The sequence below is a fragment of the Yoonia sp. BS5-3 genome (assembly GCF_038069655.2).
GTDB classification, from domain to species: Bacteria; Pseudomonadota; Alphaproteobacteria; order Rhodobacterales; family Rhodobacteraceae; genus Yoonia; species Yoonia phaeophyticola.
The window spans coordinates 972,730-998,760 of record NZ_CP150951.2 but is presented as its reverse complement, the minus strand read 5'-3'; the positions used below and the strand labels follow the sequence as shown (position 1 = coordinate 998,760).

At 56.1% G+C, this 26,031-nt stretch carries 30 protein-coding genes; 18 read left to right on the top strand and 12 right to left on the bottom strand.

Annotated features, from left to right (window positions below):
- Positions 1–137 precede the first annotated feature (137 nt).
- From AABB29_RS05125 to AABB29_RS05115, 3 genes are all read left to right on the top strand, one after another.
- Positions 138–617 (top strand): DUF6173 family protein, encoded by a 480-nt coding sequence (locus AABB29_RS05125; protein ID WP_341367963.1) that lies wholly within the window; start codon positions 138–140, stop codon positions 615–617.
- Positions 618–683: 66 nt separating this feature from the next.
- Positions 684–818 (top strand): aa3-type cytochrome c oxidase subunit IV, encoded by a 135-nt coding sequence (locus AABB29_RS05120; RefSeq protein WP_341367964.1) that lies wholly within the window; start codon positions 684–686, stop codon positions 816–818.
- A gap of 10 nt (positions 819–828) precedes the next feature.
- The gene (locus tag AABB29_RS05115) at positions 829–1,443 is read left to right on the top strand and encodes a hypothetical protein (protein ID WP_341367965.1); all 615 of its coding nucleotides are present in this window, start codon (positions 829–831) and stop codon (positions 1,441–1,443) included.
- Here AABB29_RS05115 and AABB29_RS05110 read toward each other — a convergent pair.
- Positions 1,415–1,762: an AzlD domain-containing protein gene (locus AABB29_RS05110; RefSeq protein WP_341367966.1), complete on the bottom strand. Its 348-nt coding sequence runs from the start codon at positions 1,760–1,762 to the stop codon at positions 1,415–1,417. The genes AABB29_RS05115 and AABB29_RS05110 overlap by 29 nt on opposite strands.
- A complete protein-coding gene (locus tag AABB29_RS05105; RefSeq protein WP_341367967.1) occupies positions 1,759–2,493 on the bottom strand; it encodes an AzlC family ABC transporter permease in 735 nt (244 codons plus the stop codon). The genes AABB29_RS05110 and AABB29_RS05105 overlap by 4 nt, the downstream gene beginning before the upstream one ends.
- Positions 2,494–2,553: 60 nt before the next feature.
- Between AABB29_RS05105 and AABB29_RS05100 the strand changes: the two genes are divergently transcribed.
- The 11 genes from AABB29_RS05100 (at position 2,554) to hemP (ending at position 10,019) form a co-directional block, all read left to right on the top strand.
- Complete coding sequence (locus AABB29_RS05100) at positions 2,554–3,435, top strand: formate dehydrogenase accessory sulfurtransferase FdhD (protein ID WP_373636806.1); 882 nt, start codon at positions 2,554–2,556, stop codon at positions 3,433–3,435.
- Positions 3,432–3,974, top strand: a complete 543-nt coding sequence (locus AABB29_RS05095; RefSeq protein WP_341367968.1) for a hypothetical protein — start codon at positions 3,432–3,434, stop codon at positions 3,972–3,974. Before AABB29_RS05100 ends, AABB29_RS05095 begins: the two co-directional genes overlap by 4 nt.
- Positions 3,971–4,558, top strand: a complete 588-nt coding sequence (gene mobA / locus AABB29_RS05090; RefSeq protein WP_341367969.1) for a molybdenum cofactor guanylyltransferase MobA — start codon at positions 3,971–3,973, stop codon at positions 4,556–4,558. Before AABB29_RS05095 ends, mobA begins: the two co-directional genes overlap by 4 nt.
- The gene (gene mobB, locus AABB29_RS05085) at positions 4,555–5,046 is read left to right on the top strand and encodes a molybdopterin-guanine dinucleotide biosynthesis protein B (RefSeq protein WP_341367970.1); all 492 of its coding nucleotides are present in this window, start codon (positions 4,555–4,557) and stop codon (positions 5,044–5,046) included. Before mobA ends, mobB begins: the two co-directional genes overlap by 4 nt.
- Before the next feature lie 17 nt (positions 5,047–5,063).
- Positions 5,064–7,136: a gephyrin-like molybdotransferase Glp gene (gene glp / locus AABB29_RS05080; RefSeq protein ID WP_373636901.1), complete on the top strand. Its 2,073-nt coding sequence runs from the start codon at positions 5,064–5,066 to the stop codon at positions 7,134–7,136.
- Complete coding sequence (locus AABB29_RS05075) at positions 7,133–7,714, top strand: GNAT family N-acetyltransferase (protein WP_341367972.1); 582 nt, start codon at positions 7,133–7,135, stop codon at positions 7,712–7,714. The genes glp and AABB29_RS05075 overlap by 4 nt, the downstream gene beginning before the upstream one ends.
- A 131-nt stretch (positions 7,715–7,845) precedes the next feature.
- Positions 7,846–8,031 (top strand): hypothetical protein, encoded by a 186-nt coding sequence (locus AABB29_RS05070; RefSeq protein WP_341367973.1) that lies wholly within the window; start codon positions 7,846–7,848, stop codon positions 8,029–8,031.
- 102 nt (positions 8,032–8,133) lie between these two features.
- The gene (locus AABB29_RS05065) at positions 8,134–8,751 is read left to right on the top strand and encodes a TetR/AcrR family transcriptional regulator (protein WP_341367974.1); all 618 of its coding nucleotides are present in this window, start codon (positions 8,134–8,136) and stop codon (positions 8,749–8,751) included.
- 3 nt (positions 8,752–8,754) lie between these two features.
- Positions 8,755–9,030, top strand: a complete 276-nt coding sequence (locus AABB29_RS05060; protein WP_341367975.1) for an I78 family peptidase inhibitor — start codon at positions 8,755–8,757, stop codon at positions 9,028–9,030.
- A gap of 267 nt (positions 9,031–9,297) precedes the next feature.
- Complete coding sequence (locus tag AABB29_RS05055) at positions 9,298–9,633, top strand: DUF2794 domain-containing protein (RefSeq protein ID WP_341367976.1); 336 nt, start codon at positions 9,298–9,300, stop codon at positions 9,631–9,633.
- A gap of 218 nt (positions 9,634–9,851) precedes the next feature.
- Positions 9,852–10,019: a hemin uptake protein HemP gene (gene hemP / locus AABB29_RS05050; protein ID WP_341367977.1), complete on the top strand. Its 168-nt coding sequence runs from the start codon at positions 9,852–9,854 to the stop codon at positions 10,017–10,019.
- Positions 10,020–11,282: 1,263 nt separating this feature from the next.
- On the opposite strand, the gene AABB29_RS05045 is transcribed toward hemP, so the two are convergent.
- The 7 genes from AABB29_RS05045 to AABB29_RS05015 form a co-directional block, all read right to left on the bottom strand.
- Positions 11,283–12,386: a flagellar basal body P-ring protein FlgI gene (locus AABB29_RS05045; protein WP_341367978.1), complete on the bottom strand. Its 1,104-nt coding sequence runs from the start codon at positions 12,384–12,386 to the stop codon at positions 11,283–11,285.
- Positions 12,386–13,390, bottom strand: coding sequence for a flagellin (locus AABB29_RS05040; RefSeq protein ID WP_341367979.1), 1,005 nt, complete (start codon positions 13,388–13,390; stop codon positions 12,386–12,388). Before AABB29_RS05040 ends, AABB29_RS05045 begins: the two co-directional genes overlap by 1 nt.
- 3 nt (positions 13,391–13,393) lie before the next feature.
- Positions 13,394–14,830, bottom strand: coding sequence for a flagellar hook-associated protein FlgK (flgK, locus tag AABB29_RS05035; RefSeq protein ID WP_341367980.1), 1,437 nt, complete (start codon positions 14,828–14,830; stop codon positions 13,394–13,396).
- Positions 14,831–14,853: 23 nt separating this feature from the next.
- On the bottom strand, positions 14,854–16,188 hold the full coding sequence (locus AABB29_RS05030) for a flagellar hook-basal body complex protein (RefSeq protein ID WP_341367981.1): 1,335 nt from the start codon (positions 16,186–16,188) through the stop codon (positions 14,854–14,856).
- Positions 16,189–16,285: 97 nt separating this feature from the next.
- A complete protein-coding gene (locus AABB29_RS05025; protein ID WP_341367982.1) occupies positions 16,286–17,119 on the bottom strand; it encodes a flagellar motor protein MotB in 834 nt (277 codons plus the stop codon).
- 92 nt (positions 17,120–17,211) lie between these two features.
- Positions 17,212–17,604, bottom strand: a complete 393-nt coding sequence (locus AABB29_RS05020) for a hypothetical protein (protein ID WP_373636805.1) — start codon at positions 17,602–17,604, stop codon at positions 17,212–17,214.
- 197 nt (positions 17,605–17,801) lie between these two features.
- Positions 17,802–19,022, bottom strand: a complete 1,221-nt coding sequence (locus AABB29_RS05015; protein WP_341367984.1) for an MFS transporter — start codon at positions 19,020–19,022, stop codon at positions 17,802–17,804.
- Between the two features lie 356 nt (positions 19,023–19,378).
- On the opposite strand from AABB29_RS05015, the gene idi reads away from it, so the two are divergent.
- Complete coding sequence (gene idi, locus AABB29_RS05010; RefSeq protein ID WP_341367985.1) at positions 19,379–19,912, top strand: isopentenyl-diphosphate Delta-isomerase; 534 nt, start codon at positions 19,379–19,381, stop codon at positions 19,910–19,912.
- Positions 19,913–19,978: 66 nt separating this feature from the next.
- Here idi and AABB29_RS05005 read toward each other — a convergent pair whose 3' ends face one another.
- Positions 19,979–20,632, bottom strand: a complete 654-nt coding sequence (locus AABB29_RS05005; RefSeq protein WP_341367986.1) for a peroxiredoxin — start codon at positions 20,630–20,632, stop codon at positions 19,979–19,981.
- A gap of 127 nt (positions 20,633–20,759) precedes the next feature.
- Here AABB29_RS05005 and AABB29_RS05000 point away from each other — a divergent pair, with 127 nt between their 5' ends.
- A complete protein-coding gene (locus AABB29_RS05000) occupies positions 20,760–22,199 on the top strand; it encodes an aldehyde dehydrogenase family protein (RefSeq protein ID WP_341367987.1) in 1,440 nt (479 codons plus the stop codon).
- 96 nt (positions 22,200–22,295) lie between these two features.
- Positions 22,296–23,222 carry a ring-cleaving dioxygenase gene (locus AABB29_RS04995; RefSeq protein ID WP_341367988.1) on the top strand — a complete coding sequence of 309 codons (927 nt, stop codon included), beginning with the start codon at positions 22,296–22,298 and terminating at the stop codon, positions 23,220–23,222.
- Here the strand turns inward: AABB29_RS04995 and AABB29_RS04990 are convergent.
- Both AABB29_RS04990 and AABB29_RS04985 read right to left on the bottom strand, forming a co-directional pair.
- Positions 23,219–23,866: an RluA family pseudouridine synthase gene (locus AABB29_RS04990; RefSeq protein WP_341367989.1), complete on the bottom strand. Its 648-nt coding sequence runs from the start codon at positions 23,864–23,866 to the stop codon at positions 23,219–23,221. The genes AABB29_RS04995 and AABB29_RS04990 overlap by 4 nt on opposite strands.
- Positions 23,863–24,516, bottom strand: a complete 654-nt coding sequence (locus AABB29_RS04985; protein WP_341367990.1) for a YggS family pyridoxal phosphate-dependent enzyme — start codon at positions 24,514–24,516, stop codon at positions 23,863–23,865. Before AABB29_RS04985 ends, AABB29_RS04990 begins: the two co-directional genes overlap by 4 nt.
- Between AABB29_RS04985 and AABB29_RS04980 the strand changes: the two genes are divergently transcribed.
- Entirely contained in the window at positions 24,515–25,906 is a 1,392-nt protein-coding gene (locus AABB29_RS04980; RefSeq protein ID WP_341367991.1) for a porin, read from the top strand. The two genes, AABB29_RS04985 and AABB29_RS04980, sit on opposite strands and share 2 nt — an antisense overlap.
- Positions 25,907–26,031 lie beyond the last annotated feature (125 nt).

Genomic DNA, 26,031 nt, shown 5'->3' with positions numbered 1-26,031 from the left:
AAGCAAAACCGGCGCATGACTGTTTTGCATGGGGTGCATGGCCCAAAGGCGCTTTGCAAGCCGATCACGCATTTCTGTCTCGGCCTTATGCCAAACTGTTGCTATGAGTTGGACACGCAAATCATGGCAGGACCCCAATGAGCAAAACAAAGATGAGTATCGATACCTCGGCGGAACTGATGGAAAATGATATTCTGCCCAAGATCAAAGAGGTGCATACAGATCCCGATATGCAATGCGCCTCATCCGGCGATCTGCCCAGCGCCCTGACCGAGCCTGCTTCACAGAAAAGCCCGGCGCAATGGGCCTATGAGCGGATCATCATGTATATCCAGAATTTTGAAAAGCAGCTGGACAATGATCATGAGGTGGGGCTTGGCCTTGCCGGCAGCAACGCCGGGGTCATTCGGATCGAGGGATTGGGCTTTTACGATCCGGACATCATTACCTATTACGGTGTGAACGAAGCCGGCGCGAAGACCCAGTTGATCCAGCATGTCAGTCAGCTAAACGTCACCTTGATCGCCAGCCCGAAACATATTGATCAACCCGAACCCAAGCGGATTGGTTTTCGTCTGGCCGAAGGGCTGGACCGCGACCCTGATGCGACAACCTGAATGGGTGACATAGACCGGTTTATCGTCTATGCGATTCCCAAACCAGAATGACGAAGGAGCCTGGCCATGGCTGAACATAAACACGGCGAAATGGATATCACTGTTCAGGAAAAAACCTTTGAAGGTTTCATGAACATGACCACCAAAGGCACGATTGCAATCATCGTGTTCCTGATCTTCCTGGCCGCGATCGCGGCTTAAGGACATCCTTGTGAAAAGACGCAGCTTTTTGATCGGCGCGCCGCTGGCCCTTTCTGGCTGTGCGGCGCAATCTGTTTGGGCACCTGATGATGTGATCTCGCGGGCGATTTACCGTGAAGAGGGGCCAAAATATCTGACCCTTTACACGATGAAGAATACCGGCTCGGATAACGGGGCCCATTCTGCATTGCTGATCAATGCCAGCCAGCGCGTTATGTTTGACCCTGCGGGATCATGGAAACAGGAACGCATGCCCGAGCGGAATGACGTCCTGTTTGGTGTCACGCCCGCGCTTGAACGCTATTACGTCAGTTTCCACGCCCGGGTCAGCTATTACGTTGTTGGTCAGACAATTCAGGTGCCCGATGCGGTTGCCGAGCAGGCCTTGAACCTGGCGCTTGTTGCTGGCCCCGTTGCGCAGGCCAATTGCACCCGCACCACATCGCGTCTGCTGCGCCAATTGCCCGGCTTTGAAAGCATCGGGCAAACGTGGTTCCCCAACAACCTCCAAGCTGATTTTGCGCAGCTCCCTGGCGTTGAAACCCGGACCTACCGCGAAGATGACGCAGATGATAAATCGGTGGCGGCTGCAGAAATCAACGCAGCATTGGCAACAGATCAATAACGCCTATGGCGCCGTAAAAAGTCACTGCACCTGCTAGAATGCCCCAAAGCGCATTACGGGTCCAAAAACTGACAAGCACTGTCATCCCAGCAGCGAGCAGCCGCACCGGATCGGTCTGCCCATCTGTTGCAGCAGGCCAAAGGACCAAAGGCGCGACCATGCCGGGCAGCACGGCAACAGGTGTGAACCGCAAAAGACGCAGGACAAAGCTGGGCATCGGCCTGTCGCCGATCATGCCCAAAAATGAGAACCGGATCAGGAAAGTCCCGATCCCCATGATGAGAATGATCAGCCAAATTTCGGTGGTGCTGTAATTCATTTGGCGCGCCCTTCCATCCAGATCTCAACCAATGCGCCGGTCACCATGGCGGCCCCTGCGGCGATCAACAGCCCGGTGCCTGCGGGCAGATCGACTAGCGCCAAGGCCACGATCATCGACATGCCCGCCGCTGCGATATGGGCCAGCGATTTCAACATTGGCGCCACCATAGCCAGGAACATGATGGGCAAAATGAAATCCAGCGCCCAAGCTTCGGGGATCGCCTTGCCCGCCAGAATGCCCACCAGCGTCATACCAAACCAGAGCGGCGTGATCGGCGTGGCCACACCAAAGAAATAGGCAACCCGTTCAGGGACTGGCATCTCTGGCCGCGCCTCGTAGCGGGCGACCGAGGTGATATAGGTCTGATCAAAGTTCAGATAGGCGATGCAGGCCCGTTTCCATAGCGGCGCTGACCCCAGATAGGGCACCAATGATGCCGAATACATCGCCATGCGCAAATTGACCGCAAGCGCGGCCAGCAAGACAAAGGCGATGCTCGCATTCTCGACCATCAATTGCACCGCTGCGAACTGGGCGGCTCCGGCAATCACCAGCACGGTAAAACCCATGGCCTGCGCCAGCGTCAGCCCTGCATCTGTGGCGACCACACCAAAAAGCGTGGCAAAGGGCCCGGCCATCAAAATGAAGGGTGCACCGTCCCGCACGCCCGCCCAAAAGGCCGATTTGGCCGGGGACAGCCCGGCCTTTTTCGCTGTAGAAGTTGTCATGGCTTTGCCCTAGCTTGAGGCCGATGTGACAGGCTTAACCGTGCGGAAAGGGAATGACAATTGGCGCGTATCGATGACATATCGGACTACCTGATTGCGCCTGATCCTGACGCGCCACGATTAACACGCGCGGTCACCGGAACCGATCAGAACGGGCAAAAAATCGACCTCAACGTCGTTGAAGAACGCCCGCTGACGATCTTTCTGAACAGTCAGGAAATCGTCACGGCCATGACGATTGGGGATTATCCAGAATATCTGGCGCTGGGGTTTTTGCGCAATCAAGGCATGTTACGCACCGACGACGTGATCACCGGGGTCGACTATGATGACGAGCTGGACACGGTTGTCGTACGGACAGACACCCAGACAACATATGAAGAGAAACTGAAGAAAAAGACCCGCACCAGCGGCTGCGCTGTTGGCACGGTATTTGGCGATATGATGGAGGGGCTTGCAGGCGTCACCCTTCCGGCCATGCCGGTCAAGACCTCCGATCTCTATGCACTGGCTGCCCGGATCAACCGGACCCCGTCACTCTACCTTGAGGCCGGGGCGATCCATGGCACCGTGCTTTGCCAGGGTGCCCGCCCGCTGGTCTATATGGAGGACGTGGGCCGCCACAACGCTGTCGACAAAATCGCGGGTTGGATGCTGTCTGAAGGCGTGGATGCGGCGGATAAGACGCTTTATACCACCGGGCGATTGACCTCTGAGATGGTGATCAAAACCGCGCTGATGGGCATCCCCGTGCTGGCGTCCCGGTCCGGGTTCACCGCATGGGGGGTCGAGATTGCCCAACAGGTTGGGCTGACTTTGATCGGGCGGATGAAGGGGCAACGGTTTGTGTGTCTGGCGGGCGAGGAGCGGTTGGTGAGAGATGTCGATCCGTCAACCGTCGCCGATGATCCGCGCAAGAGTGGACGGAAGGGTATAGGATGAGTGATCCAATTTTCGAACTCAACTTTGAGGTCGATGACCTCCTGTACAAAGAAGTCATTGATATGTGGCCGAAGCTGTTGGCCACCGCAAAGCGTAAAAAACGATTTGGCTGGCTGCGAGAGATCGCTCTATGGACCATCGTCTTCCTGGTCGCTCTTTTTCTGTTCAGGGCAGGCATGCCAGTTGACTGGGCGATTGCGTTTTTTCTTGGTGTCTTCGCGGTGCTCTTAACAATCCTTGCAATGTGCAAGTTTTTTCTGGCACCTGGCCACAAACAGATTTTGCTGCGCAGGCACGGGAGAGCGGCCCATGGCAACCGTGTTCGCATACTGATCAGCAAGGATGGAATCGTAGAGAAACAATCAGGCGCAATGCGCAGTTGGGATTGGGCCGGCATTGACCAGATTTACGCGCTGAAGCGTGGAACTGCGGTCATAAGAGGCGTTGACCAAATCATCATCTCGAACGACGGCTTACCTAGCGACAAGACACCGGATGCGTTCAGAACTGACCTCGAAGATTTACGGGTAAACGCATGACCCAACCCGTCGGCGTCATATTGGCCGGTGGTCAGGCCACCCGGATGGGCGGGGGCGACAAGGGAATGTTAACGCTGGGCGACAGCACAATCCTGTCCCATGTGATCGACCGGCTGGAGCCGCAGGTGGCCGGGCTGGCACTGAATGCCAATGGCGATGCCGCACGGTTCGCGGATCTTGGATTGCCAGTGATCCCCGACAGCATTGAGGGCTTTGCAGGCCCATTATCGGGCGTGTTGGTCGGGCTGGATTGGGCCGCCACACAGGGCGCGACCCACATCGTAACCGCCGCCGCCGACACACCGTTTTTTCCTTGCGATCTGGTGCCACAGCTGATGCTCGCGGCAGAGCAAGCTGGCACCGATTTCGCCCTTGCCGCCACCCCTGACGGACGGCACCCGACATTCGGGCTTTGGCCCGTGGCGCTCCGGGATGACTTGCGGGTGGCCTTGCAAGACGGGCTGCGCAAAGTGGTCCTTTGGACGGACAAACACGGTTGCGCCATGGCACAGTTCCCTGATGATGCCGCCTTTTTTAACGTCAACACGCCGGATGATCTGGCCAAAGCGCGGGCCATGATATGAGGATTTACGGTATTGTCGGCTTTAAGAACGCAGGGAAAACCGGGCTGATGGAGCGTCTGGTAACCGATATCACCGGGCGGGGGTTCAGCGTCTCGACCCTGAAACACGCCCACCACAACTTCGATATCGACCAACCCGGCAAAGACAGCCACCGCCACCGCGAAGCAGGTGCGCATCAAGTGCTGCTGGCTTCCCGCGCGCGCTGGGCTTTGATGACCGAATTGCGCAACACGGACGAACCACCGCTGGCCGATCTGCTGACCCAGCTGGCCCCCGTCGATCTGGTGCTTGTCGAAGGGTACAAACGCGACAATCATCCCAAGGTCGAGGCTTACCGGGCCGAGACAGGCAACCCTATGCTGGCGCAGGATGATCCAACCGTGCGCGCCGTCGCGACGGACACGCCGATCACGATTGACCGGCCGGTTTTTGATCTGAACGATACCAAGGCAATTGCAGATTTCATTCTGGCCGAGGTCGGGCTTTGACCTTCGACACGTTTTTGATGGTGGACTGGTCGGGGGGAAACGACCGGGGGCCAAAGCCCAAAGCGGATGCAATTTGGGTCTGTGCGGCGCGCGACGGCGTGGCAGATGCTCCGGTGTATCTGCGAAACAGGGCCCTGGCCGAGGCGTGGATCACCGACTTCATCAATGCCGAGCGCGCAGCGGGGCGCCGCGTTCTAGCCGGTTTTGACTTCGCTTTTGGCTATCCGGCGGGTTTTGGCAAAGTGCTAACTGGCAGCGATGACCCGTTCGCGATCTGGGATTGGTTTGCTGCCCATGTGCAGGACGCGCCCGACGGCAATAACCGCTTTGATCTGGCCGGGCAGATCAACGGGCTTTTCCCCGGTATCGGTCCCTTTTGGGGCAACGGGCTGAAACGTGACATTGCCAATCTGCCACGCAAAGGATCGGCCCGCGCCGGTCACGGTATGGCCGAAAGACGGCAGGCCGAGCTGCAGGCCAAGGGTGCATTTCCCGTGTGGCAATTGTCGGGGGCAGGTGCTGTGGGATCGCAGGTCATTATGGGTTTGCCCAGCTTGGCGCGGCTACGCAAACGGTTTGGCAAAGATCTGTGCGTTTGGCCCTTTGAGGCGCAAAATGCACCGATCGCAATTGTCGAAATTTGGCCGTCATTGATCGCCAAAGTGATCGCGGCGACTCAACCTGCCGACCTGCCCAAAGATGCCCATCAGGTTTTTGTGCTGGCGCAGACGCTATCGCGGCTTACGCCTGATCAGCTAACCGCGATGCTGGACGTGCCAATCAACCCCGAAGGGTCGATCCTGGGTTTGGATCATGTGTCGCTTTTGACCGAAACAGTGCTCGGCCCGCCGCCATTGCGCAATGATTGTTTTGCAATGCCGCAAGGCACCCATTGGACCCCGGTGGATCAGGCTTTGACCCACCTGAAATCGCGTCTTTCTGTCGTCGTGAACGATGAAACGATCCCGCTTGATCAGGCTGCTGGTCGCTATCTGGCGGCGCCCGTGACAGCGGCGCGTGCCCATCCGCCAGCGGCAAACGCTGCCGTGGATGGCTATGGCTTTGCCGGGCCTGCCCCGGATGGTGTGCAGGTCTTGCCGTTGGTTCAGGGGCGGTCTGCGGCGGGCGCACCTTATGCGGGCGATGTTCCGGCAGGCCACGCCTTGCGTATTCTGACCGGGGCAAACCTGCCAAAGGGTGTCGATACTGTGGTTCTGCAAGAGGATGTCACAGCCACCCAAAACGAGGTCAGGTTTCATGGGCCGCTAAAGAAAGGTGCCAATGCCCGCAAAGCGGGTGAGGACATGACCCAAGGTCAGGTGATTTTGGAGACCGGACGCAAACTGACCCCGGCGGATCTAGGGATGATGGCCGCGGTCGGTGTCGGCCAGCTGCGGGTCAGGCGGCGGTTGCGGGTCGGTATCCTGTCCACGGGGGATGAGCTGCGCACGCCCGGCAGCGCCATCGATGACGGACAGATTTATGATGCCAACCGCCCGATGTTGCACGCGCTTGCCTGCGATTGGGGATATGAGGCCGTCGATCTTGGGCAGGCGCCGGATGACCGCGAAAGGCTCGGCCAAATCCTGACCGAAGGGGCGGCGCGATGCGATGTGATACTGACCTCGGGTGGGGCGTCGGCAGGGGACGAAGATCATATGTCAGCGCTGCTGAAAGACAGCGGATCGCTTGCGCTGTGGCGGATCGCGATGAAACCGGGGCGGCCGCTGGCATTGGGGTTTTGGGGGCAAAAGCCGGTATTCGGGCTGCCGGGCAACCCGGTTGCGGCAATGGTCTGCGCAATGATCTTTGCGGCGCCCGCGTTACGTGTGCTTGCCGGCGGCACCTGGCAGGAACCGCAAAGTTTCCAAGTTCCGGCAGGTTTCACAAAAAGCAAAAAGGCCGGGCGGCGCGAATATCTGCGGGCGCGGATCAACAATGGTGTGGCAGAACGCTTTGCCTCAGAAGGATCAGGGCGGGTGTCAGGGCTAAGCTGGGCAACGGGACTGATCGCGCTGAATGATGGCGCGCAAACAATCGCACCCGGTGATCTTGTCACTTTCATCCCTTTCAGTAGTTTTGCAGCATGAAGATTACAGTTGGCATTCCGGACAAGAACAGGGGCGAAGTGGCTGCGCTCTATTGGGAGGCATTTGGCGAAAAACTGGGTTTTGTGCTCGGGCCAAAATACCGGGCACTGATTTTCATCACGTCTGTTCTGCGGGCTGATCATGGGATTTGTGCGCATGATGAAAATGGTCGGCTTTTGGGCGTGGCTGGTTTCAAAACCTCGCATGGGGCGCTTGTGGGCGGGGCTTTCACCGATTTGCGCAGGGTTTACGGTTGGGTCGGGGCCGGTATTCGCATTCTGTTGCTTGGCGCGCTCGAGCGGGACACCGACAATGACCGTTTTGTCATGGACGGGATCTTCGTCGCACCCGAGGCACGCGGGCGGGGGGTAGGCACCGCCCTGCTGGAGGCCGTGTATCAAGAGGCGCGGGGGCGCGGATTTCACCAGGTGCGGCTTGACGTGATCGACACTAATCCGCGGGCGAAAGCGCTTTATCTTCACGAAGGTTTTGAAGAGGTGGGAACCCACCATCTGGGGCTATTGCGCCATGCCTTTGGGTTCAGTGCGGCGACCACAATGGTCCGGGACGTGATGTAGCTACCAGACGCCTTGCGACAAGCCAGACTTTCCACGGATTGCAAAACTATACCGCTTAGTTCACTTTTTTATTGAATAATGAACTAAACGGTATAGTTTGCATTGAGCGCACTCTATCAAAGGAAATTGCTATGAAACCTGTCCTCCTTGCACTCACCCTGACCGCTAGTTTTGCTGCCCCCGCATCTGCATTTTCGTTTCAAGTGCATCTGCCAACACTGACTTTCCCAACCCAACCGGCACCCGATACATCAAAGGGCTGTGCTACCCATGATGTGTTGCAACCGACCGAACGCTGCAACACGGCAACCAAGTAAATGGCGATGGGCCCCAGCTGACGCAGCGGCCCTTTCGTGGCATTCTCCTTGCCCGAACTGAACAGAGCGGTTTATAATGAAGCCTCTAATCTGGAGAAAGCGATGCCCGACGGCACAATCGAACCCAAGAAGGGTCGGAAATATGATCAGGTGCTCGAAGGGGCGCGCGTGGTTTTTATGGCCGATGGGTTCGAAGGGGCATCCGTGGATGATATCGCCCGTGCGGCGAATGTCTCCAAAGCAACGCTCTACAGCTACTTCCCCGACAAGCGATTCTTGTTCATGCAAGTGGCAAAAACTGAATGTCAGCGTCAAGCAGATCTGGCCATCGCAAGTATCGATGTAGAAGCGCCGATCCGTCAGGTGCTGCATGATATTGCCAGCGAGATGGTTGAGTTCATTACCTCGAAATTCGGAAAGCAGATCTTTCGGATTTGTGTTGGCGAAAGTGACCGTTTCCCTGAATTGGGCCGCGAGTTCTACCATAGTGGGCCGATTCTGGTCCGGACCAAGCTGATCGACTTCTTCGAAGAAGGCGTGGCGCGTGGTGATCTGAAAATCGACGATTTTGAGCTGGCTGCCGATCAATTCCACGAATTGGCCAAGGCGACCCTTTTTCCAAAGATGGTCTGCAATATCGTGGATGAGTTTTCGGCCGAAGAGAAAGAGCGCGTGATCAACGGCGCGGTCGATGTGTTCCTGGCCTATTACGGGACCTGATCCATGCGTAGCTTTGGATATTTGGCGCTGGGCTTTGTGCTTGTCATGGGCTGCACGCCTGCCGCGCCGGTACTGCCGGATGCTGGCGAAGACAGCTGTGGCGCCACCAATTATGCTGCATTGGTCGGTCAGGATGCGACGGCATTGGAAAAAACCCTGATCCTCGGCATGGTTCGGGTCATTCGGCCTGGGGATATCGTCACGATGGATTTCCGATCCGCGCGGATCAACTTCGCGATCGGTGCGGATGAAACGATCACCCGGATTTACTGCGGATAAATGTCGATATGGCGGCCCGCTATTTCGGCTGTTTGTGGTCAAATGTGGTTAGGGGGAACTTTTATCGAAAAGTCCCCGATGTCACGAACTGGGTGGGGGCTATTGACCGTAACATCGGGGTAGCTTTTCGCTATGAACTAAGTATCGCGATGACTTGTGTTCCGAGTTGGCAATGCTTGCGGCGACCCGGTGTTTATTTCGTGGCCGAATAAAGGCGGCAGCACAACTCTGCTTGATTTTTAAGTGTTTTGTGAAGAACCTACGTCCATGACGTTACATACCCCTCCCCCGACACAACCCCCGCAGCAAGTCGCTTTTCATCGGACAGAGTTGAATGTGATTCTCGGGCTTTATGGGCGCATGGTGGCTGCGGGCGAATGGCGGGACTATGGTCTGTCGCATCTGCGCGACGCAGCAGTCTTCAGCGTGTTTCGTCGCACGGCCGAACACCCGCTCTACCGGATTGAGAAACGCCCCAAGTTGCGTTTGCGCCAAGGCCAATACGCCGTGATCGGGATGGATGGGCAGATTCTGAAACGCGGAAACGACTTACGGCAGGTTTTGCGGGTGCTTGAACGCAAACTGATCCGCGCTGTCGAATAAGCGTTACGTGTCGCCGCCCATCGCGGTGAACGCAAAAATTAATACCTGACTAAAAAACTCAGATTGACATTTGGCCGCGTTGCAGATCATGTAACAGCGAAATCTAGCCACTGTCGCCGCGCCGATGGAAGCCCGATCATGCGCAATGAAAGGCAAATGGCCATGCAAACAGTTCGAATCGCAATCCTTAATGCAACTCTTTCAAAGGCAGGCGCGTGATGACGATCCATTCAGTTCCCTTGAACAGACCGTCGCTCGCACCGACGCTACCAACCTACGATGCCAAAGATCTGACAGGTGCAATCGGTCAGGCGCATATCGTTCTGGGTGATCAGACCTACGTCCTGCGGATCACAAAGTCTGGCAAACTTATCCTGACAAAATGAACGCAATCGTCCGGCATGACCCAGCAAGGGACGTTGGTCGTTTGGACGCGTTGGCAGATTTGGAAGCATGCGCCCTCATTTACCTTCGGCTTTGGTCACAAGGACCAGTTGGTCGGGCGCGGGTCTTGGACGACGCCTCAACCGGCCGTCGGTACGATAGACGGGTCATCACTGTTTGGTGCGATTTTTTAGAGGCTGGCGGGCAACTATCGCGGCCTCATCCCGTCAGTCACCCCAGAATAAGCGCAGGCGAGGCCAGTTTTGTTCAACTTGTTGCGACAGCTGCCGAAGGCGAAAGAGAGCAGGCGATGCTCATAGCCTCATGGATGGTCCGCGCAGATTGCATGACGATATTCGTCGATCTGGCAATGCAATTCGGCTTGGATATAAAACGCATGTTGCTGACAGCGCCAAGGCTCAGGACCCACTAATCCTAAACCATCAGCGGCTGAGTGCAGGACAGAAAAAGTCGAGTGGACGTTTTCAGCTACGAAGGGGCGGCGCACCGGACTGGCCGTGCGGCTATGGATATTCTACGGTCAGGTGACGCAGGCCGTTGAGACGAATAGAAACCTTCACCCGTTGCTCAAAACTGCGCCAGCTTTGGCATGCATGCCTGCGGCATGACGGATCTGCCCCGGGCTCTTTCCGTTCGCGCCCGAAAATGTTCTCCGGGCAGTTTCTCTTATGGCGGGAACTTCCTCTGAACTGCGGCACATCTACTTGAAATAGAATCACTATTCTTGCGTGGATGCTTCTCTCCTTTCAGGTACTGCGCCGTAATCGTCCTGCCGGGCGGTGGTCAGAAAAAAAATTCGGCAAACTGGCGGTGCAAGATGAATGGGTTCTGAACCTAGGCCAAAATCCAAGTTTTAACCCAGGTGCCTCACGGCGCCATCCTCAAAATTGTCGCTAAGCGGCAATGTCATCTCGCTAACCCTCGGTGTTTCTTGAGCGAGCCAACGCGTCATGGGCCCAAATCAGGTGATTAAGGGGCCTGAATCTTCCGACTAGGGCCAAGTGTTCTGAGGGGCGGACACCTCGGCAAAGAAGGAAGAGTCCCACCGGGCACAGTTTCAGGCCTTAAACACAACGGAACAAAAAGGGACATCCATCGTCGGTCACGCGCTGCAGGCCTAAGATCGCCTCGCCCACTTTCATAGCGTGCCGAACGCGTTGTTATTGGTGCCCCCAAATTTCATAGAAATCCCGGTCTTGTCTATACCCACTCCCGGACCATCTCGAATTAGGCTTCGATACATATCATCTGACAATGAACTCTGCATGCAAGGCACCGCTCGCCTTGATGCTCTTCAAAATGTCAATCATATCACGTGGCGCAACACCGAGCGCGTTCAAACCCGCGACAACTTCGCTCAGTGATGTGCCCTCCGGCACCTCGGCCAACCCGATGCCAGGTTCATCAATCAATGCCGCATCAGTCCGAGGCACGATGACCGTTTCGCCAGGCGCAAACGGATTGGGTTGTGAAACCAACGGTGTTTCTTGAATACGCAGCGTCAGGTTTCCCTGACTGACAGCCACCCGGCTTATTCTGACATCCTCACCCATGACGATCGTCCCCGAGCGTTGGTCAACAACGACCCGCGCGCGGCGTTCTGGTTCGACCAGAATGTTTTCAATACGCCCCATTGCATGTGCAGGTGACGGCATGCGCGTCGCAGCAATGTTCAATTCGACAGTGCCTGCATCCAACATAACGGCGACAACTCGTTCAAAGTTTAGATTAATAGCCTGCTCGATGCGCCCCGCCGTCGTGAAGTCGGGCGTGCGCAGCGCCAGTCTAAGCGTCGTCATTTCGGTGAAGTCAAAGGCGACCTCGCGCTCAACAGTTGCACCAGATGGGATAACGCCAGAGGTTGGCACCCCCTGCACAACGGATGCTCCATCCCCGGTTGCCGAAGCACCCCCAGCGATGATCGTGCCCTGCGCCACCGCGTAAATGTCACCATCGGCCGCGTTCAGCGGCGTCATGATCAGGGTGCCCCCCAAAAGACTATTGGCATCGCCGATGGCCGAAACCGTCACGTCAATTGGACTGCCCGCGCGTGCAAATGGCGGCAGACTTGCTGTCACCAAAACTGCAGCCACGTTGTTGGGACGGAACTGCTCACCTGTCACGTTGACACCTAAGCGTTCCAAAATGTTGCTAAGGATTTCTTCGGTAAATGGCGAATTTCGCAATCCATCGCCAGTGCCATTCAAGCCAACGACCAAACCGTAGCCAACCAGGTCATTTGAACGCACACCATCAAATTCGACCAAATCCTTTATGCGGATAGGTGTTGCGTGCCCTATGGCAGGAATGACAAACAAGAGCGCAGCTAAAAACAAACGAAACTTCATCAAATGTACCTCAACAAGCTGAGCTGAGACAATCGGGCCGTCACGCTGTAATGGGTTTCCAGTTGCAATTGGACGCTTTGCAGTCGTGAAGCCGTATCAAACGGGTCTGCTGCGACTAGGTTGCTACGCGCGATTTCGAATGATGTCCGTTGCGCGTTCATTTCAGTTTCAGTTTGCGCAACTTCTGCTTCCGCTGCGCCGATACGGGTTCTGACACCGATCAATTCACTTGAAGCTGTGAACAAAGCCGCGCCTGCCTCTTTTAACAGGGTTGCTTTTGTTGCTTGGTCGAGGCCCGTTAGATCGTTTGCCATTGCGGCCATTGCAGCGCCTTTCAGCGTCTCCTTGATCGCGGGATCATCAGCGCGTGCATCAAGTCTGACCGTATTTGTGTCTGAGACACGTCGCTGTGCAATCGCGCCGGTGTCCCCCTGATAACCCATTGTCGCAAACCCTCCGGCAGGGTCGTCGAACCAGGTGTCGATGGCAGCCTCAATTGTCGCGAAATCTGTTGCGCCACCAATAGCGGTTTGCATATCCGCTAACATGTCTTCTGGATTCGCGAGTGATTGGCTGTCCACGCTGGTGCCGCTCATCAGTGCCCGATCTGCAATTTGGGTATTGAGCACCGTCACCATTTCGCCGAACCTATCGCGCGCAGCGCGCGCGGCCTCGTTAACCTGAGATAGAGTACTCTCGTCGCTGACCAACAGTAGTTGCTCGGCCGTATCTGCGCGCATCGTATCAACTTGCCCCAGAACGGCCTGCATACCCGCCAATATCTGCGTGGTTTCCGTGACTGCTTGTTGATAGCCGTCCAATTGAGACAGTGAATAAACCAGACCAGACAGCCGAACCGTATCTCCATTCAGGGTGCGTGTTACATCTGTCACCCGTCCCGAAGACATGCTTTCCGCTAGGTCAGCAAGTTCAGTTTTGATCGTACTGCTGTTACGCATAGAGATGAATTGCTGGGCCATGTCGCCCACTGATAGCACTGGCATATTCTAAATCTCCATGAGGCGTTGCATCATTGAATCGACGGTCTGGATGACGCGTGCGTTGGCCGCGTAGGCCTGTTCGACGCGCAGTAACATCTGCAGTTCAAGGTCCGTGTCGACACCATTGGCAAGCTCGGCCTCGCGTAATGTGTCCCAACGGGCTGATGTGAAGCTGAGCTGTTCCTCAGCCGCCAAACGGGTTGCGCCCAATTGCGAAGTAAAGGATGCGGTTCGCCCTGCGGCACTTTGCAAGGCGCTGCCCGGCAGATCATTGCGCGAGACATCAAGTGCCTCGATCCAGCGATTCAGTTGGGTACTGTCCCCGACCGGTCCGGCAGCAACCGCATTTAATCCATCGCGCAGTAACGTGACGTCCCCACCGACATCCGGATCCACCGCGGCATTAATGCCGATCCGCCCAGCCAGCCCAACTGTATCGGCCAGATCGAGTGTACCACCTTCGTCTGTGAGCAAGCCCAAATCACCTGCTGTCAGTGTCGGATCGTTGGCGGGATCTTCGAAACGCGCGACCAGATCGACGGCAATTTCATCAAGCCCGGCCTGAACATCGACGAGAGTTCCGTCGCGCAACGCGAACGCAGCGCCAAGCGATCCGCCATCAAGTCGCCCTATGCCTGTGGCCAAATCCAGCGCTTCACCATCGACCATGATTGCGCCCAACGCACCCGACGCAAGGGTCATGTCCGCAGTGATCGTCGGTGTGCGCGTAAATTCGAATTCAACGCGTCTGCCATCGACCAAAGTTGTACCGGTTGTTGTCATCAACGCGATTGTCCCGTTATCACGGGGCAATTCACGGATTGGGACAATACCTGCAATCTGGTCGACAACCTGTTGACGCGCATCAATGAGCGACGATGGGTCGTTCCCTGTTGATTTGAGGCGCAGGATATCTGCATTCATGTCCTCGACCTGCTGCAAGGATGTGTTCAGGACCTCGATGTCACGTGCGATTGCGGCATCTGCTTCTTGCCGCAACTCCTGAACTGTCCTTGTGTTCGCCTGAAGTGTCGTCGTCAGGTCACCGAGCCGTGAAACGACAGCGTTCAGCCGCGTTTCAGAAGCTGGATCACTGCTTGCGCTGATCAGCGCATTTTCAAACGCTGCAAGGCGGGATCCGATACTAGCCAGATCTTCTGCATCACCAAGGGATTGTTCTAGCCGGATGAGCATACTTGTGCTTCGGTCTTGACCTTGCAAGGCGGCATCCGACAGGCGCCGATCAGCCAAAAGACCCGCATCAACAAATCTGTTGATGCCATCAATATTCACGCCCCCCAAAAGCGCGGGTGATAAATCAACTGACCTTTGGGCGTAACCATCCGTCAGGACATTTGACAGATTGTTCGATGTCACTTCTGTCATACGCGCATTGGCAGTCAAGCCAGACATCGCATTATTGAGGGCGCTTGAAATACTCATCCTGTGATCATCCAGCTAATGGGTTAACGTTTGATGTTTGTGGTTTCCTGCAGCATTTCATCTACCGTCTGGATAACTTTGGCGTTTGACGAATAAGCGCGCTGTGTCTGGATCAACTCGGTCAACTCACCGGCGACATCAGTCGCAGATTCTTCGCGCGCGTAACCCACGATATCCCCGGTCGGTCCGTCACCGGCATCCCACATAAAGAATGTGCCGCTGTCCGGTGTGACGCTGTAAACCTGCTGATCAAGCGTCTCGAGACCGTTCACATTGGGAACGTCGACTAGCGGGATTTGATAAAGCACCCGGTTAATCCCGATATCAAATGAGGCCCGGACAAACCCGTTTTCATCTACCTCGATGGATGTCAGGCTGCCAACGGGCGTGCCGTTCTTGGAAATGGCGACGGGCGCAAATGCATCCGACAATTGGGTCAGGCCAAGCGAACTGCCCAGCTCACCAATATTGATGTCCATCGGCCCACCATTGACGTCGACTGTGATCACCCCGGATGTGGTATCATAAGCTCCGCCGACAGGGGCAAGCGGGTCGGAGAAGTCGACCGAGGCCAATGTCCCGCCACCCCCGCGGGAATCGTCAAATGTCAGGGTGTATTCACCGATAATATCGGGCACGTCATCTGCATCGACATCCGATTCGCTGTCTTGAATAACCATCGTCCATTCATTTGAGGCGCCAGTCGCTGGAACAGTCGGCGTGAAGGTAAACAGCAGGTTGGAAGAGGCGCCAAGGTTGTCGAAATATTCGATCGACAGGGTCTCGGCATCGCCAGCTGCGCCTTCGCGGGTTGAGGTGGCGGGCAAGTTCACTGACAGGTCGATATTTGTCGTCGGTTCACCTGCAAATTGGTTTGCATTGATCTGGATGGGCACAAGGCCATCAACAGAATCACGCGGATAATTCGGGATGGTGCCGTCAGGTTCGGCAGGAACACCCAAAAGCACCATGCCGCCAGGGCTGCGTAGATAACCCTGCGCATCAGTGCGGAATGAACCGGTCGTTGTTAGGAATAGCGGGTTTTCACCATTGTCGATGGCGACAGATGCCTCGGTCGTGACGGGCAGCATACCGCGGCCTCGCACGGCAAGATCAGTGGGGTTCGACGTTGATACCAGGGCACCGCGTTCATCAATCAACCGCGAGGATGTGACCCGCACACCGCCTGCCGAATAGGTTCCTTGGCCGCTTTCAATCACCATGGATTCGAAATCGGTGACCGCACGTTTGTAGCCATAGGTGGATGAGTTCGAAATATTGTCCGAAATCGTAGCGAGCCGCGATGCGTTCGCCGCCAAGCCAGCCACACTTGCGTTCAAGGAAGAGGATATCGTCATAAATGAGCCTTTCTGGATCAAAGATCGCTGAGATATCCCCTTCGTAAACAACAGGGCTTAACACCCGGCTAATGTCTAAAATCCTACCTATTTTGGGTCAGATATCTGAACGGAGCAGGATCACTTCCAGCCGGTTATTGCGTGGCGCAGTTGGATCGCGTACAGCCGGGTTGCGATCACCAGCACCGGTTTGACGGGCGATACGCATGGGGCTGAGCCCGCCATCAACAATCAATTGACGCATTTGCGATGCGCGTTCGGTTGACAAGGTCCAAATCGGGTTATCGATCCGTACGACGGATTGGGCACGTAGATGACCGGTAATGGCAACGTCATTACTGACACTTTGAAACAGGCTGGCCAGTATGCGCGCGACTTCGACGGTAACGGGGTTTGGCTCGGCCGAGTTAGGTGGAAAAAGTGTTGCATCGGGAAGGTCAAAAATATCGATGACCAACCCCTCATCCGTCAGGCGGGTGACAATATGGCGAAGCGCCTGTTCAGACAGCATGGATTCCCCGCCAATCCCCATCAGCGTTTCTTCAATATCGCGCAAAGCCGCGACCTGGGCGGCGGCAGCAGCATCTGCGGCGGCCTGTTCTGCGGTCACAGGCTCATCGCCGATGGTAGGCTGATTGATGCCGCGCCCGCTTTGCGCAAGCTGTTCCTGGGTAAAGATATTGTCGCCCCCGAATGAGCCTGAACCACCGCCTGACACCCGTACGAGAGGGATAGTGGGGGAAAAGTAGTCAGCAATACCCTTGCGCTGCTGTTCAGTGGTGGCGTTAAGCAACCACATCAGCATGAAGAATGCCATCATGGCGGTCACGAAATCCGCATAGGCCACTTTCCACGCGCCGCCATGATGACCGCCACCGGCAATCACCTTCTTGCGTTTAATAATTATCGGAGCGTTTGATCCTGCGCCCATTTCATCACCTCTTGTTCACCCTGAAACAAGGGTTAGTCGATGAGGCATGAAGGCTTGCTTAAAGACTCAATTCGACCAAAATGCGCGGGAAATCAATGATCTGCTGCGGGGGAAATGTCCGGCTCCAAACCCGGCCCCGCATGGTCATCCAAGGCGCGTTTGTGGTGCTCTAACGTGTCCATTGCCTCTAGATAGGCGCGGGCCAGGGCAACAAAGGCGATATCAAAATCGGCGCGGGCTTCGCAGATGCGCAGATCACTTTCAAGCTGGATCAGATCATGGCGGGCCGAGACGATGGCGGCGCGCAATTGTCCAAAAGGCTGATCTTGCGGCAGCACACGCGCGGCAACGCGCTGCATGAGGTTCAATCGCTGCATCAAAACCCGATGACAGACGGGATCGGTTGCGGCCTGGGCCTTGTGTTGGGCCATTGTGATCTGATCGACAAGCTCAGCCGGCCCTGTTGGAATAAGGATCTCATTCATGTGCCAACTCCCCTCCGGCATCTTTCAGCGATCAATAAATATGAGACCAACCTTTCAAAAACGTATGGCTTTACCGACGACATGCTGTGCCAAAGGACACAAACGGAATAGGGGGAACTTGTCAAAAAAGAGCACCGTACGGTGCTTGGTTTGAGGGTGGTTGCGCCGTGGCGATATCTATGGGTCAATAGGTACCGCTAGATCGCGGTATCAGCCTGTATATCTGCCTTTGGCCGGTCGATCACAAACAAGGACAGCCCGGCGACAAAACCAATCGCAGCACCGATCAAGGCAATGCCAACATAGTCCGTCACAACGGATCCAGCCGCCAAAATGACCGAGGCAAAAATCATGCCACCAAAATGCGAAACTGAGACAAGCGCACTGCCCGCCCCGGCGCGATGGGCGACAAGATCCTGAATATAGCCAACAGTGATCGACAGCAGAATGCCCGCCCCGATCCCGGCAGGAATGATCAGCCACCAGGCAATGGCCATGGATGGGATCATCGCAAGGGCGATCAGGAAGGCGACATAGACCATGGCCCCCAAAAAGATCGCGCCGCGCCGGGTCAGACGACGGATCAGCAGGGCGCTCATCAACATCACGGGGACTTCTGTCAGGGCGACCCCGCCTGCAAACCAGCCCACATCGGATTCGGTGCCACCCAGATTGTTCACGACCAAGAGACCAAGAAGGATATTGTAAAGCCCGTTCATGCCGACGATCACAGCAATCAGCACCAGCCGGATCAAAAGCGGAAAGGCGGCCAGCTCACCCAAAGCTGCAAACAGGCTGATGCCAGATTTTTCCTCGGTTTGGGATGTATTCTCGCGCGGCCATCCGCGGATCACGATGACCAGAACCAGCACATTCACCGCTGCGATAAAGCCGTAAACAACAAGCAGATCAACGCCGCCCGCCACGATGATTGCCCATATTGGCGGGGTAAGCGCAAATGAACCGGCAAAGGCGGCCCGGATCATGGAAAGGCTGAATTCCTTGTCCAACCGGTTATTGCGGCGGGCTGCCAGGCTGGCAAGGGCAAAGTATTGGGTGAAAGCCGTCGCGCTGATGGGAAACAGCACCATATGGACCAGGATGAAACTGGCCTGTGTTGGGACGAAGAACATACAGCAGGCCGCCAGCAATCCAGCGATGATCGATCCGATCAGAACCTCGCGGTAGCGCCCGGTCTGGTCCGAGAATATCCCCACCAGGATCGACGCAGCCACGCTAAAGCCCGACCCCAAGATTGAGATCGCAGCATAGGCGGCATCGGACAGGCCAAGTCGCTCAATCCCGATGATGGACTGGAACGGCACGATCGAGGCAACAGCCGCCCCCATCAGCAAAATGCACAGAAAGGCCAGGCGCAGCAGCCGGTCATTCCAAGAGTTGAGGATCGTTTGAATCATCGGACTACGAAATCGTTTTAGGTAACCGTTCCCCTAAAGCTGTTGCTGGTGAATGTCGACGGCCATCATGGGCAGGGCTCGGATATGGCCATTGCTTGCGCGATGGTCAGGGCCACTTGTTTTTGCCGGGCTGTATGTACAGGTTCTGTACGGCATATTTACGCGATCTTGCCGGGCATTTTGCGGCTTCCCACCCTCGGGCAACCGCCATATGAAAACCACTGCAAAAACCCACTGCCTGTGTCACCATGCCCAAGTGCAAATCTGGCTGAGTGTGGTTTAACGGATCATTAATCAGCCAAGGAGCGCGCAATGGGATTGCCGCAAAATGACATCAGCAGCCGGAAAGGGTGATCATGACAATTATGATCCCGGCCTGGGAAAACGGCGTCTTAAAGCCCGTCGAAAAGCTTGAAGCGCATCAACGCGGGCTGAAACATAAAGCTGTCAGCGTTTTTGTGATGCATCAGGGCCGGGTCTTGATTCAGCAGCGCGCCATGGCGAAGTATCACACGCCCGGGCTTTGGGCGAACAGCTGTTGTACCCACCCCGCATGGGATGAAAGCCCGGCCGATTGCGCCTTGCGCCGTCTTGAAGAAGAGCTTGGAATAAAAGGCATTTTCCCGTTCCACCGCGATGAAATTGAATATCGGGCCGATGTGGGGAATGGGCTGATCGAGCATGAGGTGGTACAGGTCTATGTCGCCGAAGCCCCGCATGATCTGCAGATTCAGCCCAACCCTGATGAGGTGATGGCGATCCGCTGGATCGATTACTACGATCTGTGCGCCGATGTGGCCCGGCACCCGGCGCGCTACACACCGTGGCTGCGGATTTATTTGCAAGACTACAGCGCTGCGATTTTCGGGGATATGACACGGGCAAGCTAGAATTGCCCAATAAAACAAGGCGCGGCCATCCGATAGCCGCGCCCCTTTATTCGGTGGTTTATGCCGTTAGTCTTTCAGCTTGGTCGTCCGCAGATAGGGCAGGACGGTTGTGAAATCGCCAAATTTGGCCTGCGCATCTTCATTGCTGACGGTTGCAGGAATGATCACATCATCGCCGACATTCCAGTTCGCAGGGGTCGCAACGCCTTTGCCGGTTGACGTTTGCAGGCCGTCCAGGGCGCGCAAAACTTCGGCAAAGTTCCGACCCACGGTCATCGGATAAGTCATTGACAGTTTTAGCTGTTTATCGGGGCCGATGATAAAGACCGAACGGACCGTGGCGCTGTCAGCGGGGGTGCGACCATCGGGCAGATAGGCCTCGGCGGGAAGCATGTCGAAGGCTTTGGACACTTCCAGCCCAGTATCGGCAATAATCGGGAAACCAGCGGTCGCGCCGCCCACTTTCTCAATATCGCCTTTCCATTTTTTGTGGTCTTCAACACCGTCAACGCTGACGCCGATGACCTTGGTACCGCGCTTGGCCCATTCATCGGAAAGCTGTGCGACAGCGCCAAATTCCGTTGTGCAGACCGGGGTAAAGTCCTTGGGGTGCGAAAAGAGAATTGCCCAACTGTCGCCGATCCAGTCATGCAGCGAAAAGGTGCCCTGATCTGTCTCGACTTCAAGATTTGGGATAGTGTCGTTGATGCGCAGGCTCATGCATTTGCTCCTTGGTTGGGCTGTATTGCTGCCTATATAAGCCGACGTTGCGGCAAGTGCCATGGGTGCCTTGCGCCCGCCAATTTGCAGTGCCACTACTTCCGTCAGATCAACCCGGAGAGAAGCCATGATCGAGAACCGCAATTTCTATATCAATGGGGCATGGGTTGCCCCCGCTACGGCACGCGATCATCACGTGATCGATCCTTCGACAGAAGAGCCGTGCGCCGTTATCTCGCTTGGGGATCAAGCAGATACTGATGCGGCTGTTGCGGCGGCATCGGCCGCTTTTCCAGCTTGGGCTGCAACCCCGCCTGAAGAACGTGCTGCCTATGTCAAAGCGATCCTGGCCCAATATGAGGCCCGGTCCGAAGAAATGGCCGAGGCGATCAGCCTTGAAATGGGCGCGCCCATTGATATGGCACGCGGCAGTCAGGCCCCATGCCTGCCCTGGCATCTGGAAGGCTTCCTTGAAGCATTTGATGCGGTGGAATGGATCCGCCCGCTTGGCCCGCACGCCCCGCATGACCGGATCGCAATGGAGCCGATCGGCGTTGTCGGTCTGATCACCCCTTGGAACTGGCCGATGAACCAGGTCACGCTAAAGGTTATTCCCGCCCTTTTGGCAGGCTGCACCATTGTGCTGAAACCTTCGGAAGAGGCGCCGCTTTCATCGCTACTGTTCGCTGAATTTGTCCATGATGCGGGTGTGCCTGGGGGTGTGTTCAATCTGATCAATGGCGATGGCATTGGGGTAGGCAGCCAACTGTCCCGTCATGACGATGTGGCTATGATCAGCTTTACCGGCTCAACCCGGGCAGGCAAGGCGATTTCAAAGGTTGCGGCGGAAACCCTGAAACGCGTCACGCTTGAATTAGGTGGGAAGGGCGCGAATGTGATCTTTGCCGATGCCGATGAAAAAGCGGTCAAGCGCGGTGTCATACACTGCATGGGCAATTCCGGCCAGTCCTGTAACGCTCCGACACGGATGCTGGTTGAGCGGTCGATCTATGATCAGGCCGTTGAAACAGCCGCCGAGGTTGCCAGCAATATCGGCGTTGGACCTGCATCCGAGCCAGGCCGCCATATCGGGCCGGTTGTCAACAAAAGCCAATGGGAGAAAATCCAAGAGATGATCCAGGTGGGCATCGACGAAGGCGCGCGCCTGATCGCAGGAGGTCCTGGTCTGCCGGAGAGCGTCAATCGCGGGTACTTTGTGCGCCCGACCGTATTTGCCGATGTGAACAATCAGATGCGGATCGCCCGCGAAGAGATCTTTGGCCCAGTTCTGTCAATTATCCCGTTTGAGACCGAAGAAGAAGCGATCGAGATCGCCAATGACACGCCCTACGGTCTGACCAACTATGTCCAAAGCCAGGATGGCGCCAAACGCAATCGCATGGCACTGGCCCTGCGTTCGGGCATGGTTGAGATGAATGGTCAGGGACGCGCGCAAGGATCGCCGTTCGGCGGCGTGAAGATGTCTGGCCGCGCCCGTGAGGGCGGTATCTGGGGGATTGAAGAGTTCCTTGAGGCCAAGGCGATCTCTGGCTGGGCCGCAGAATAAGCTGATGTGCAGCCGCGCACCAATTCTCTGCGTCAGCAGGTATTTAGTGCGCGGCTGATTTCTCTATCTATCTGTCAAACGGATAGGAGAGTTATCATGCTGCACCAGATCAAAGGTCTTCATCACGTGACCTCTTTGGCGCAAAGCGCCAGCGCCAATAATGCGTTTTTCACGCAGGTGTTGGGGCTACGCCGTATCAAAAAGACTGTGAATTTCGACGCCCCGGATGTGTATCATCTATATTACGGGGATGCGTCTGGTTCTGCCGGTACAGTCATGACCTATTTCCCGTTTCCCCATGCGAGCCGCGCCAAGCCCGGTGTCGGCGAGGCCGGGCGCGTTTCTTTCAGCATTCCAAAGGGCAGCGCACGGGCCTGGCTTGACCGGCTGGCCCTTTTTGATGTGCAAAACCTGTCGCAAGACAACCGCTTTGGACAGGACCGCGTGCTCTTTGACGGGCCAGATGGCGATCAGTTCGCCCTTATTGCAACCGATGACGATCGGACGCCATGGACAGGGAATGGGATCAGCGCCGAGATGGCCATACGCGGGTTTCACTCCGTTCATCTGCGCCTGCGTGACATCGCTGCCAATCAAGAGCTGCTGCAATTCATGGGTTATGAAACACTGGATCAGCAAGGGCCGGTCACGCGCCTGGCGGTGCCGGGTGGGAATGGGGCAGATATTATTGATTTGGAAGTCTGCCCTGATGGCCGGCTCGGTGCGCAAGGTGCAGGTTCAGTGCATCACGTTGCTTTCGCGGTCGAAAACCGTGCCCGCCAGCTTGAGGTGCGCGAGGCGCTTTTGGATACCGGCTATCGTGTGACCCCTGTGATCGACCGGGATTACTTTCACGCCATCTATTTCCGCACGCCCGGCGGCGTCTTGTTTGAGGTCGCTACGCATGAGCCCGGCTTTGCCCGTGATGAGGACGCAGCCCATTTGGGTGAGGCGTTGAAACTACCCAGCCAACATGAGCATCTGCGGGCCAAATTGGAAAAAGAGCTCGAGCCTCTGCCCTAAAACGGGCACTTTGCGGTGATCCGCATTCCTTGCCCCCCATCGGGGTGCCGAAATTGCAGGGTCTCGGAATGTAGCATCAGCCGGGGGTGGTCGCGTGTCGCGCCCGTCGCATAAAACGGATCGCCCAGGATCGGGTGTCCAATTGCCAGCATATGCACCCGCAATTGATGGGACCGGCCGGTGCGCGGCATCAGCCGCACCCGTGTTTCCGCGTCATTGGCCCGCACAATGCGCCAGTCCGTGATCGCCTGTTTACCGTTGTCATTGTCGACCATCTGCTTTGGTCGGTTCGGCCAATCGACGATCAGCGGTAGATCGACTGTGCCGGTCTTGTCAGTCATCCGACCTACCACGCGAGCAACATAGGTTTTCTTGGTTTGCCGCTTTTCAAACTGCAGCCCTAGATGGCGCTGGGCATGCGGCGTAAGCGCAAAGATCATCACCCCCGATGTGTCCCGATCCAGCCGGTGAACCAGCAGCGCGGTTGGAAAGGCTGCTTGCACCCGGGTGATCAGACAATCGGCCAGATGCGGCCCCTTGCCGGGCACGGATAACAGCCCGCTGGGCTTGTCGACCAAGAGCACCTCGTGGTCATCATGCAGGATCGTCAGCGGTTCTTGCGGGGGCGCGTAATCGTCCGTCACGTGGGGACACGTTCGCCGAAAATGGCAGAGCCGACGCGGATATGTGTGGCCCCCAGCGCGATGGCCCGTTCAAAGTCACTGCTCATGCCCATCGACAGCCCAGCAAGCCCGTTGCGTTCGGCGATCTTGGCCAACAGGGCGAAATGCAGCGATGGTTCTTCATCGACCGGGGGGATGCACATCAGCCCCTTGATGGGCAGATCAAGCGCCCGGGCTTCGGCCACAAAGCTATCGGTATCTGTGGGCAGCACACCCGCCTTTTGCGGCTCTTCGCCTGTATTTACTTGGATAAACAGATCTGGGCAGGCCCCGGTTTCTTGTGCAATACGCGCGATGGTTGTGGCTAGCTTAGGGCGATCAAGGCTGTGAATGGATTGGGCCAACGTCATCGCCTGCCGGGCTTTGTTCGTTTGCAAGGGGCCGATGAGATGCAAATCAATATGTTCATATTGCTGACGGAAATCAGGCCATTTGCCGGCCGCCTCTTGCACTTTGTTTTCGCCAAAAACGCGGTGCCCTTGATCCAGAATCGCCTGCACACGCGCATTGGGCTGGACCTTGGAGACCGCGATCAGCGTAATCTCAGCCGGATCGCGGTTCGCCGTTTGCGCCGCTTTTTCGATGCGGTCTTGGATGTCGGAAAGTGGCATGAAAGCTCCACAAAACATAGAAATTGGCTGGTTTGTGCACGAAATAGAGCGAATTGGGCGCGATGTCATGGCCGAAAACGCGGTGTGGCCTTGTTGCATCATTTTCCCATTGAAGGGCGAAAACCTGCCCAATTCCCTTGAGTGTGCAAGGCTGAGGGAGCAGGAATACGCCAATGCTAGGAAAACTGGTATTCTTGGGAATGCAAAAACACGAGGGAAAATATCCATGAAAAGCATCCTCCTTACCTCAACAGCTCTGGTCGCTTTCGCTGGCGCCGCTGCTGCTGATGGTCACACATCTATTACAACAGCTCTTACTGCTACTCTGGGTTACAATGACACTGACAGCAATGTTCTCGTAGATGATGCAAACGGTGTCGCACCTGGCGATGCTGGTTACATTGACACATTCAGCACGTTCGACAACGAGTACGGCTTCTACTGGGAAGGCAACCTGTCCATGACGGCAACTGCCGCGCTGGATAACGGCCTGACAGCTGGCGCCTATTTTGAAATCACCGTTGCAGAAGACAACGGCGTTACCGGAGATGATTTCGGTCAGGCGCTGTCTAGCTCTGACTTCGTGATCTCTTTGGAAGCTGAGAACGGCGGCATGTTCTTCGGTGACACTGGCATGGCAGCTGAGAAGTACTTCTCTGCAGCCGGCGATATGGAAGGCGATGGCTTCTCCACTGGTTCCGATTCATCCGTTCTGCGTTTCGATTTCTCGACCAGCACTGTAGATGTTTCTGTGTCGGGCGTTGCTGACGACGAAGACGGCGAGATGGAGCAGGCAGCTATTGGTGTCGGCGCGACTTTCGGGTCCTTCACTCTGGGTCTGGGCTACCAGGCTGAAGCCTCTGGTGGCTATGTCAACGGTAGCGATGACTTTGTAAATGACGAAGTCTTCGGTATCTCCGGTGTAGCTACGTTCGGCGGCGCAGAGATCACTTTGGCCTATGCTGAAGAGACAGACGCTGATCAGCAGTCTTTGGGTGTTCAAGTTGCCTACCCATTTGGTCCGGTAACAGCGACAGCTTATTTTGTGGACGAGCAAGCTGCGACCGACGTAGATCCTAACTACGGTATCAATGTTTCTTACAGCGATGGCCCAATCGCTGCTTCGATCGACTATGATAACGATCAGGATTTCGGCATTTGGGAAATCGAAGGTTCTTATGATGTAGGCAACGGTCTGGTTGTTGGCGCAGGTTATGCTGGCGACGAAGACGAGAACGAAAGCTACTTCGTATCTGCTGAGTACGACCTTGGCGGCGGTGCATCGTTCTTGGTGTCTTATGCTGAAGACGAAACTGGCAATGCTGAAGACGAAATCGGCCCAGATGACCTGCAACAAGGTACAACTGTTGAGCTGTCTTTCGCATTCTAAGCGAAGCTGACATCTGAATACGTCAGAGCGGCCCCTTTGGGGTCGCTCTTTCTTTTTGTGAACCTTGCTGTTCGCATAACAGCTTGTGGCCTGTCCCCCCCTTCGCTACATATTCCGCCAATATG

Coding starts and splice junctions, on each gene's coding strand:
- AABB29_RS05000 (WP_341367987.1), top strand. CDS start 20,760: ATGATCGAGAACCGCAATTTCTATATCAATGGGGCATGGGTTGCCCCC.
- hemP (WP_341367977.1), top strand. CDS start 9,852: ATGACGATCCATTCAGTTCCCTTGAACAGACCGTCGCTCGCACCGACG.
- AABB29_RS05005 (WP_341367986.1), bottom strand. CDS start 20,632: ATGAGCCTGCGCATCAACGACACTATCCCAAATCTTGAAGTCGAGACA.
- mobB (WP_341367970.1), top strand. CDS start 4,555: ATGAGGATTTACGGTATTGTCGGCTTTAAGAACGCAGGGAAAACCGGG.
- AABB29_RS05065 (WP_341367974.1), top strand. CDS start 8,134: ATGCCCGACGGCACAATCGAACCCAAGAAGGGTCGGAAATATGATCAG.
- AABB29_RS04995 (WP_341367988.1), top strand. CDS start 22,296: ATGCTGCACCAGATCAAAGGTCTTCATCACGTGACCTCTTTGGCGCAA.
- AABB29_RS05125 (WP_341367963.1), top strand. CDS start 138: ATGAGCAAAACAAAGATGAGTATCGATACCTCGGCGGAACTGATGGAA.
- AABB29_RS05070 (WP_341367973.1), top strand. CDS start 7,846: ATGAAACCTGTCCTCCTTGCACTCACCCTGACCGCTAGTTTTGCTGCC.
- AABB29_RS05025 (WP_341367982.1), bottom strand. CDS start 17,119: ATGGGCGCAGGATCAAACGCTCCGATAATTATTAAACGCAAGAAGGTG.
- AABB29_RS05110 (WP_341367966.1), bottom strand. CDS start 1,762: ATGAATTACAGCACCACCGAAATTTGGCTGATCATTCTCATCATGGGG.
- AABB29_RS05015 (WP_341367984.1), bottom strand. CDS start 19,022: ATGATTCAAACGATCCTCAACTCTTGGAATGACCGGCTGCTGCGCCTG.
- AABB29_RS04985 (WP_341367990.1), bottom strand. CDS start 24,516: ATGCCACTTTCCGACATCCAAGACCGCATCGAAAAAGCGGCGCAAACG.
- idi (WP_341367985.1), top strand. CDS start 19,379: ATGACAATTATGATCCCGGCCTGGGAAAACGGCGTCTTAAAGCCCGTC.
- AABB29_RS05075 (WP_341367972.1), top strand. CDS start 7,133: ATGAAGATTACAGTTGGCATTCCGGACAAGAACAGGGGCGAAGTGGCT.
- AABB29_RS05120 (WP_341367964.1), top strand. CDS start 684: ATGGCTGAACATAAACACGGCGAAATGGATATCACTGTTCAGGAAAAA.
- AABB29_RS05040 (WP_341367979.1), bottom strand. CDS start 13,390: ATGCCAGTGCTATCAGTGGGCGACATGGCCCAGCAATTCATCTCTATG.
- glp (WP_373636901.1), top strand. CDS start 5,064: ATGGTGGACTGGTCGGGGGGAAACGACCGGGGGCCAAAGCCCAAAGCG.
- AABB29_RS05105 (WP_341367967.1), bottom strand. CDS start 2,493: ATGACAACTTCTACAGCGAAAAAGGCCGGGCTGTCCCCGGCCAAATCG.
- AABB29_RS05060 (WP_341367975.1), top strand. CDS start 8,755: ATGCGTAGCTTTGGATATTTGGCGCTGGGCTTTGTGCTTGTCATGGGC.
- AABB29_RS05030 (WP_341367981.1), bottom strand. CDS start 16,188: ATGACGATATCCTCTTCCTTGAACGCAAGTGTGGCTGGCTTGGCGGCG.
- flgK (WP_341367980.1), bottom strand. CDS start 14,830: ATGAGTATTTCAAGCGCCCTCAATAATGCGATGTCTGGCTTGACTGCC.
- AABB29_RS05020 (WP_373636805.1), bottom strand. CDS start 17,604: ATGAATGAGATCCTTATTCCAACAGGGCCGGCTGAGCTTGTCGATCAG.
- AABB29_RS04980 (WP_341367991.1), top strand. CDS start 24,515: ATGAAAGCTCCACAAAACATAGAAATTGGCTGGTTTGTGCACGAAATA.
- AABB29_RS05055 (WP_341367976.1), top strand. CDS start 9,298: ATGACGTTACATACCCCTCCCCCGACACAACCCCCGCAGCAAGTCGCT.
- mobA (WP_341367969.1), top strand. CDS start 3,971: ATGACCCAACCCGTCGGCGTCATATTGGCCGGTGGTCAGGCCACCCGG.
- AABB29_RS05045 (WP_341367978.1), bottom strand. CDS start 12,386: ATGAAGTTTCGTTTGTTTTTAGCTGCGCTCTTGTTTGTCATTCCTGCC.
- AABB29_RS05095 (WP_341367968.1), top strand. CDS start 3,432: ATGAGTGATCCAATTTTCGAACTCAACTTTGAGGTCGATGACCTCCTG.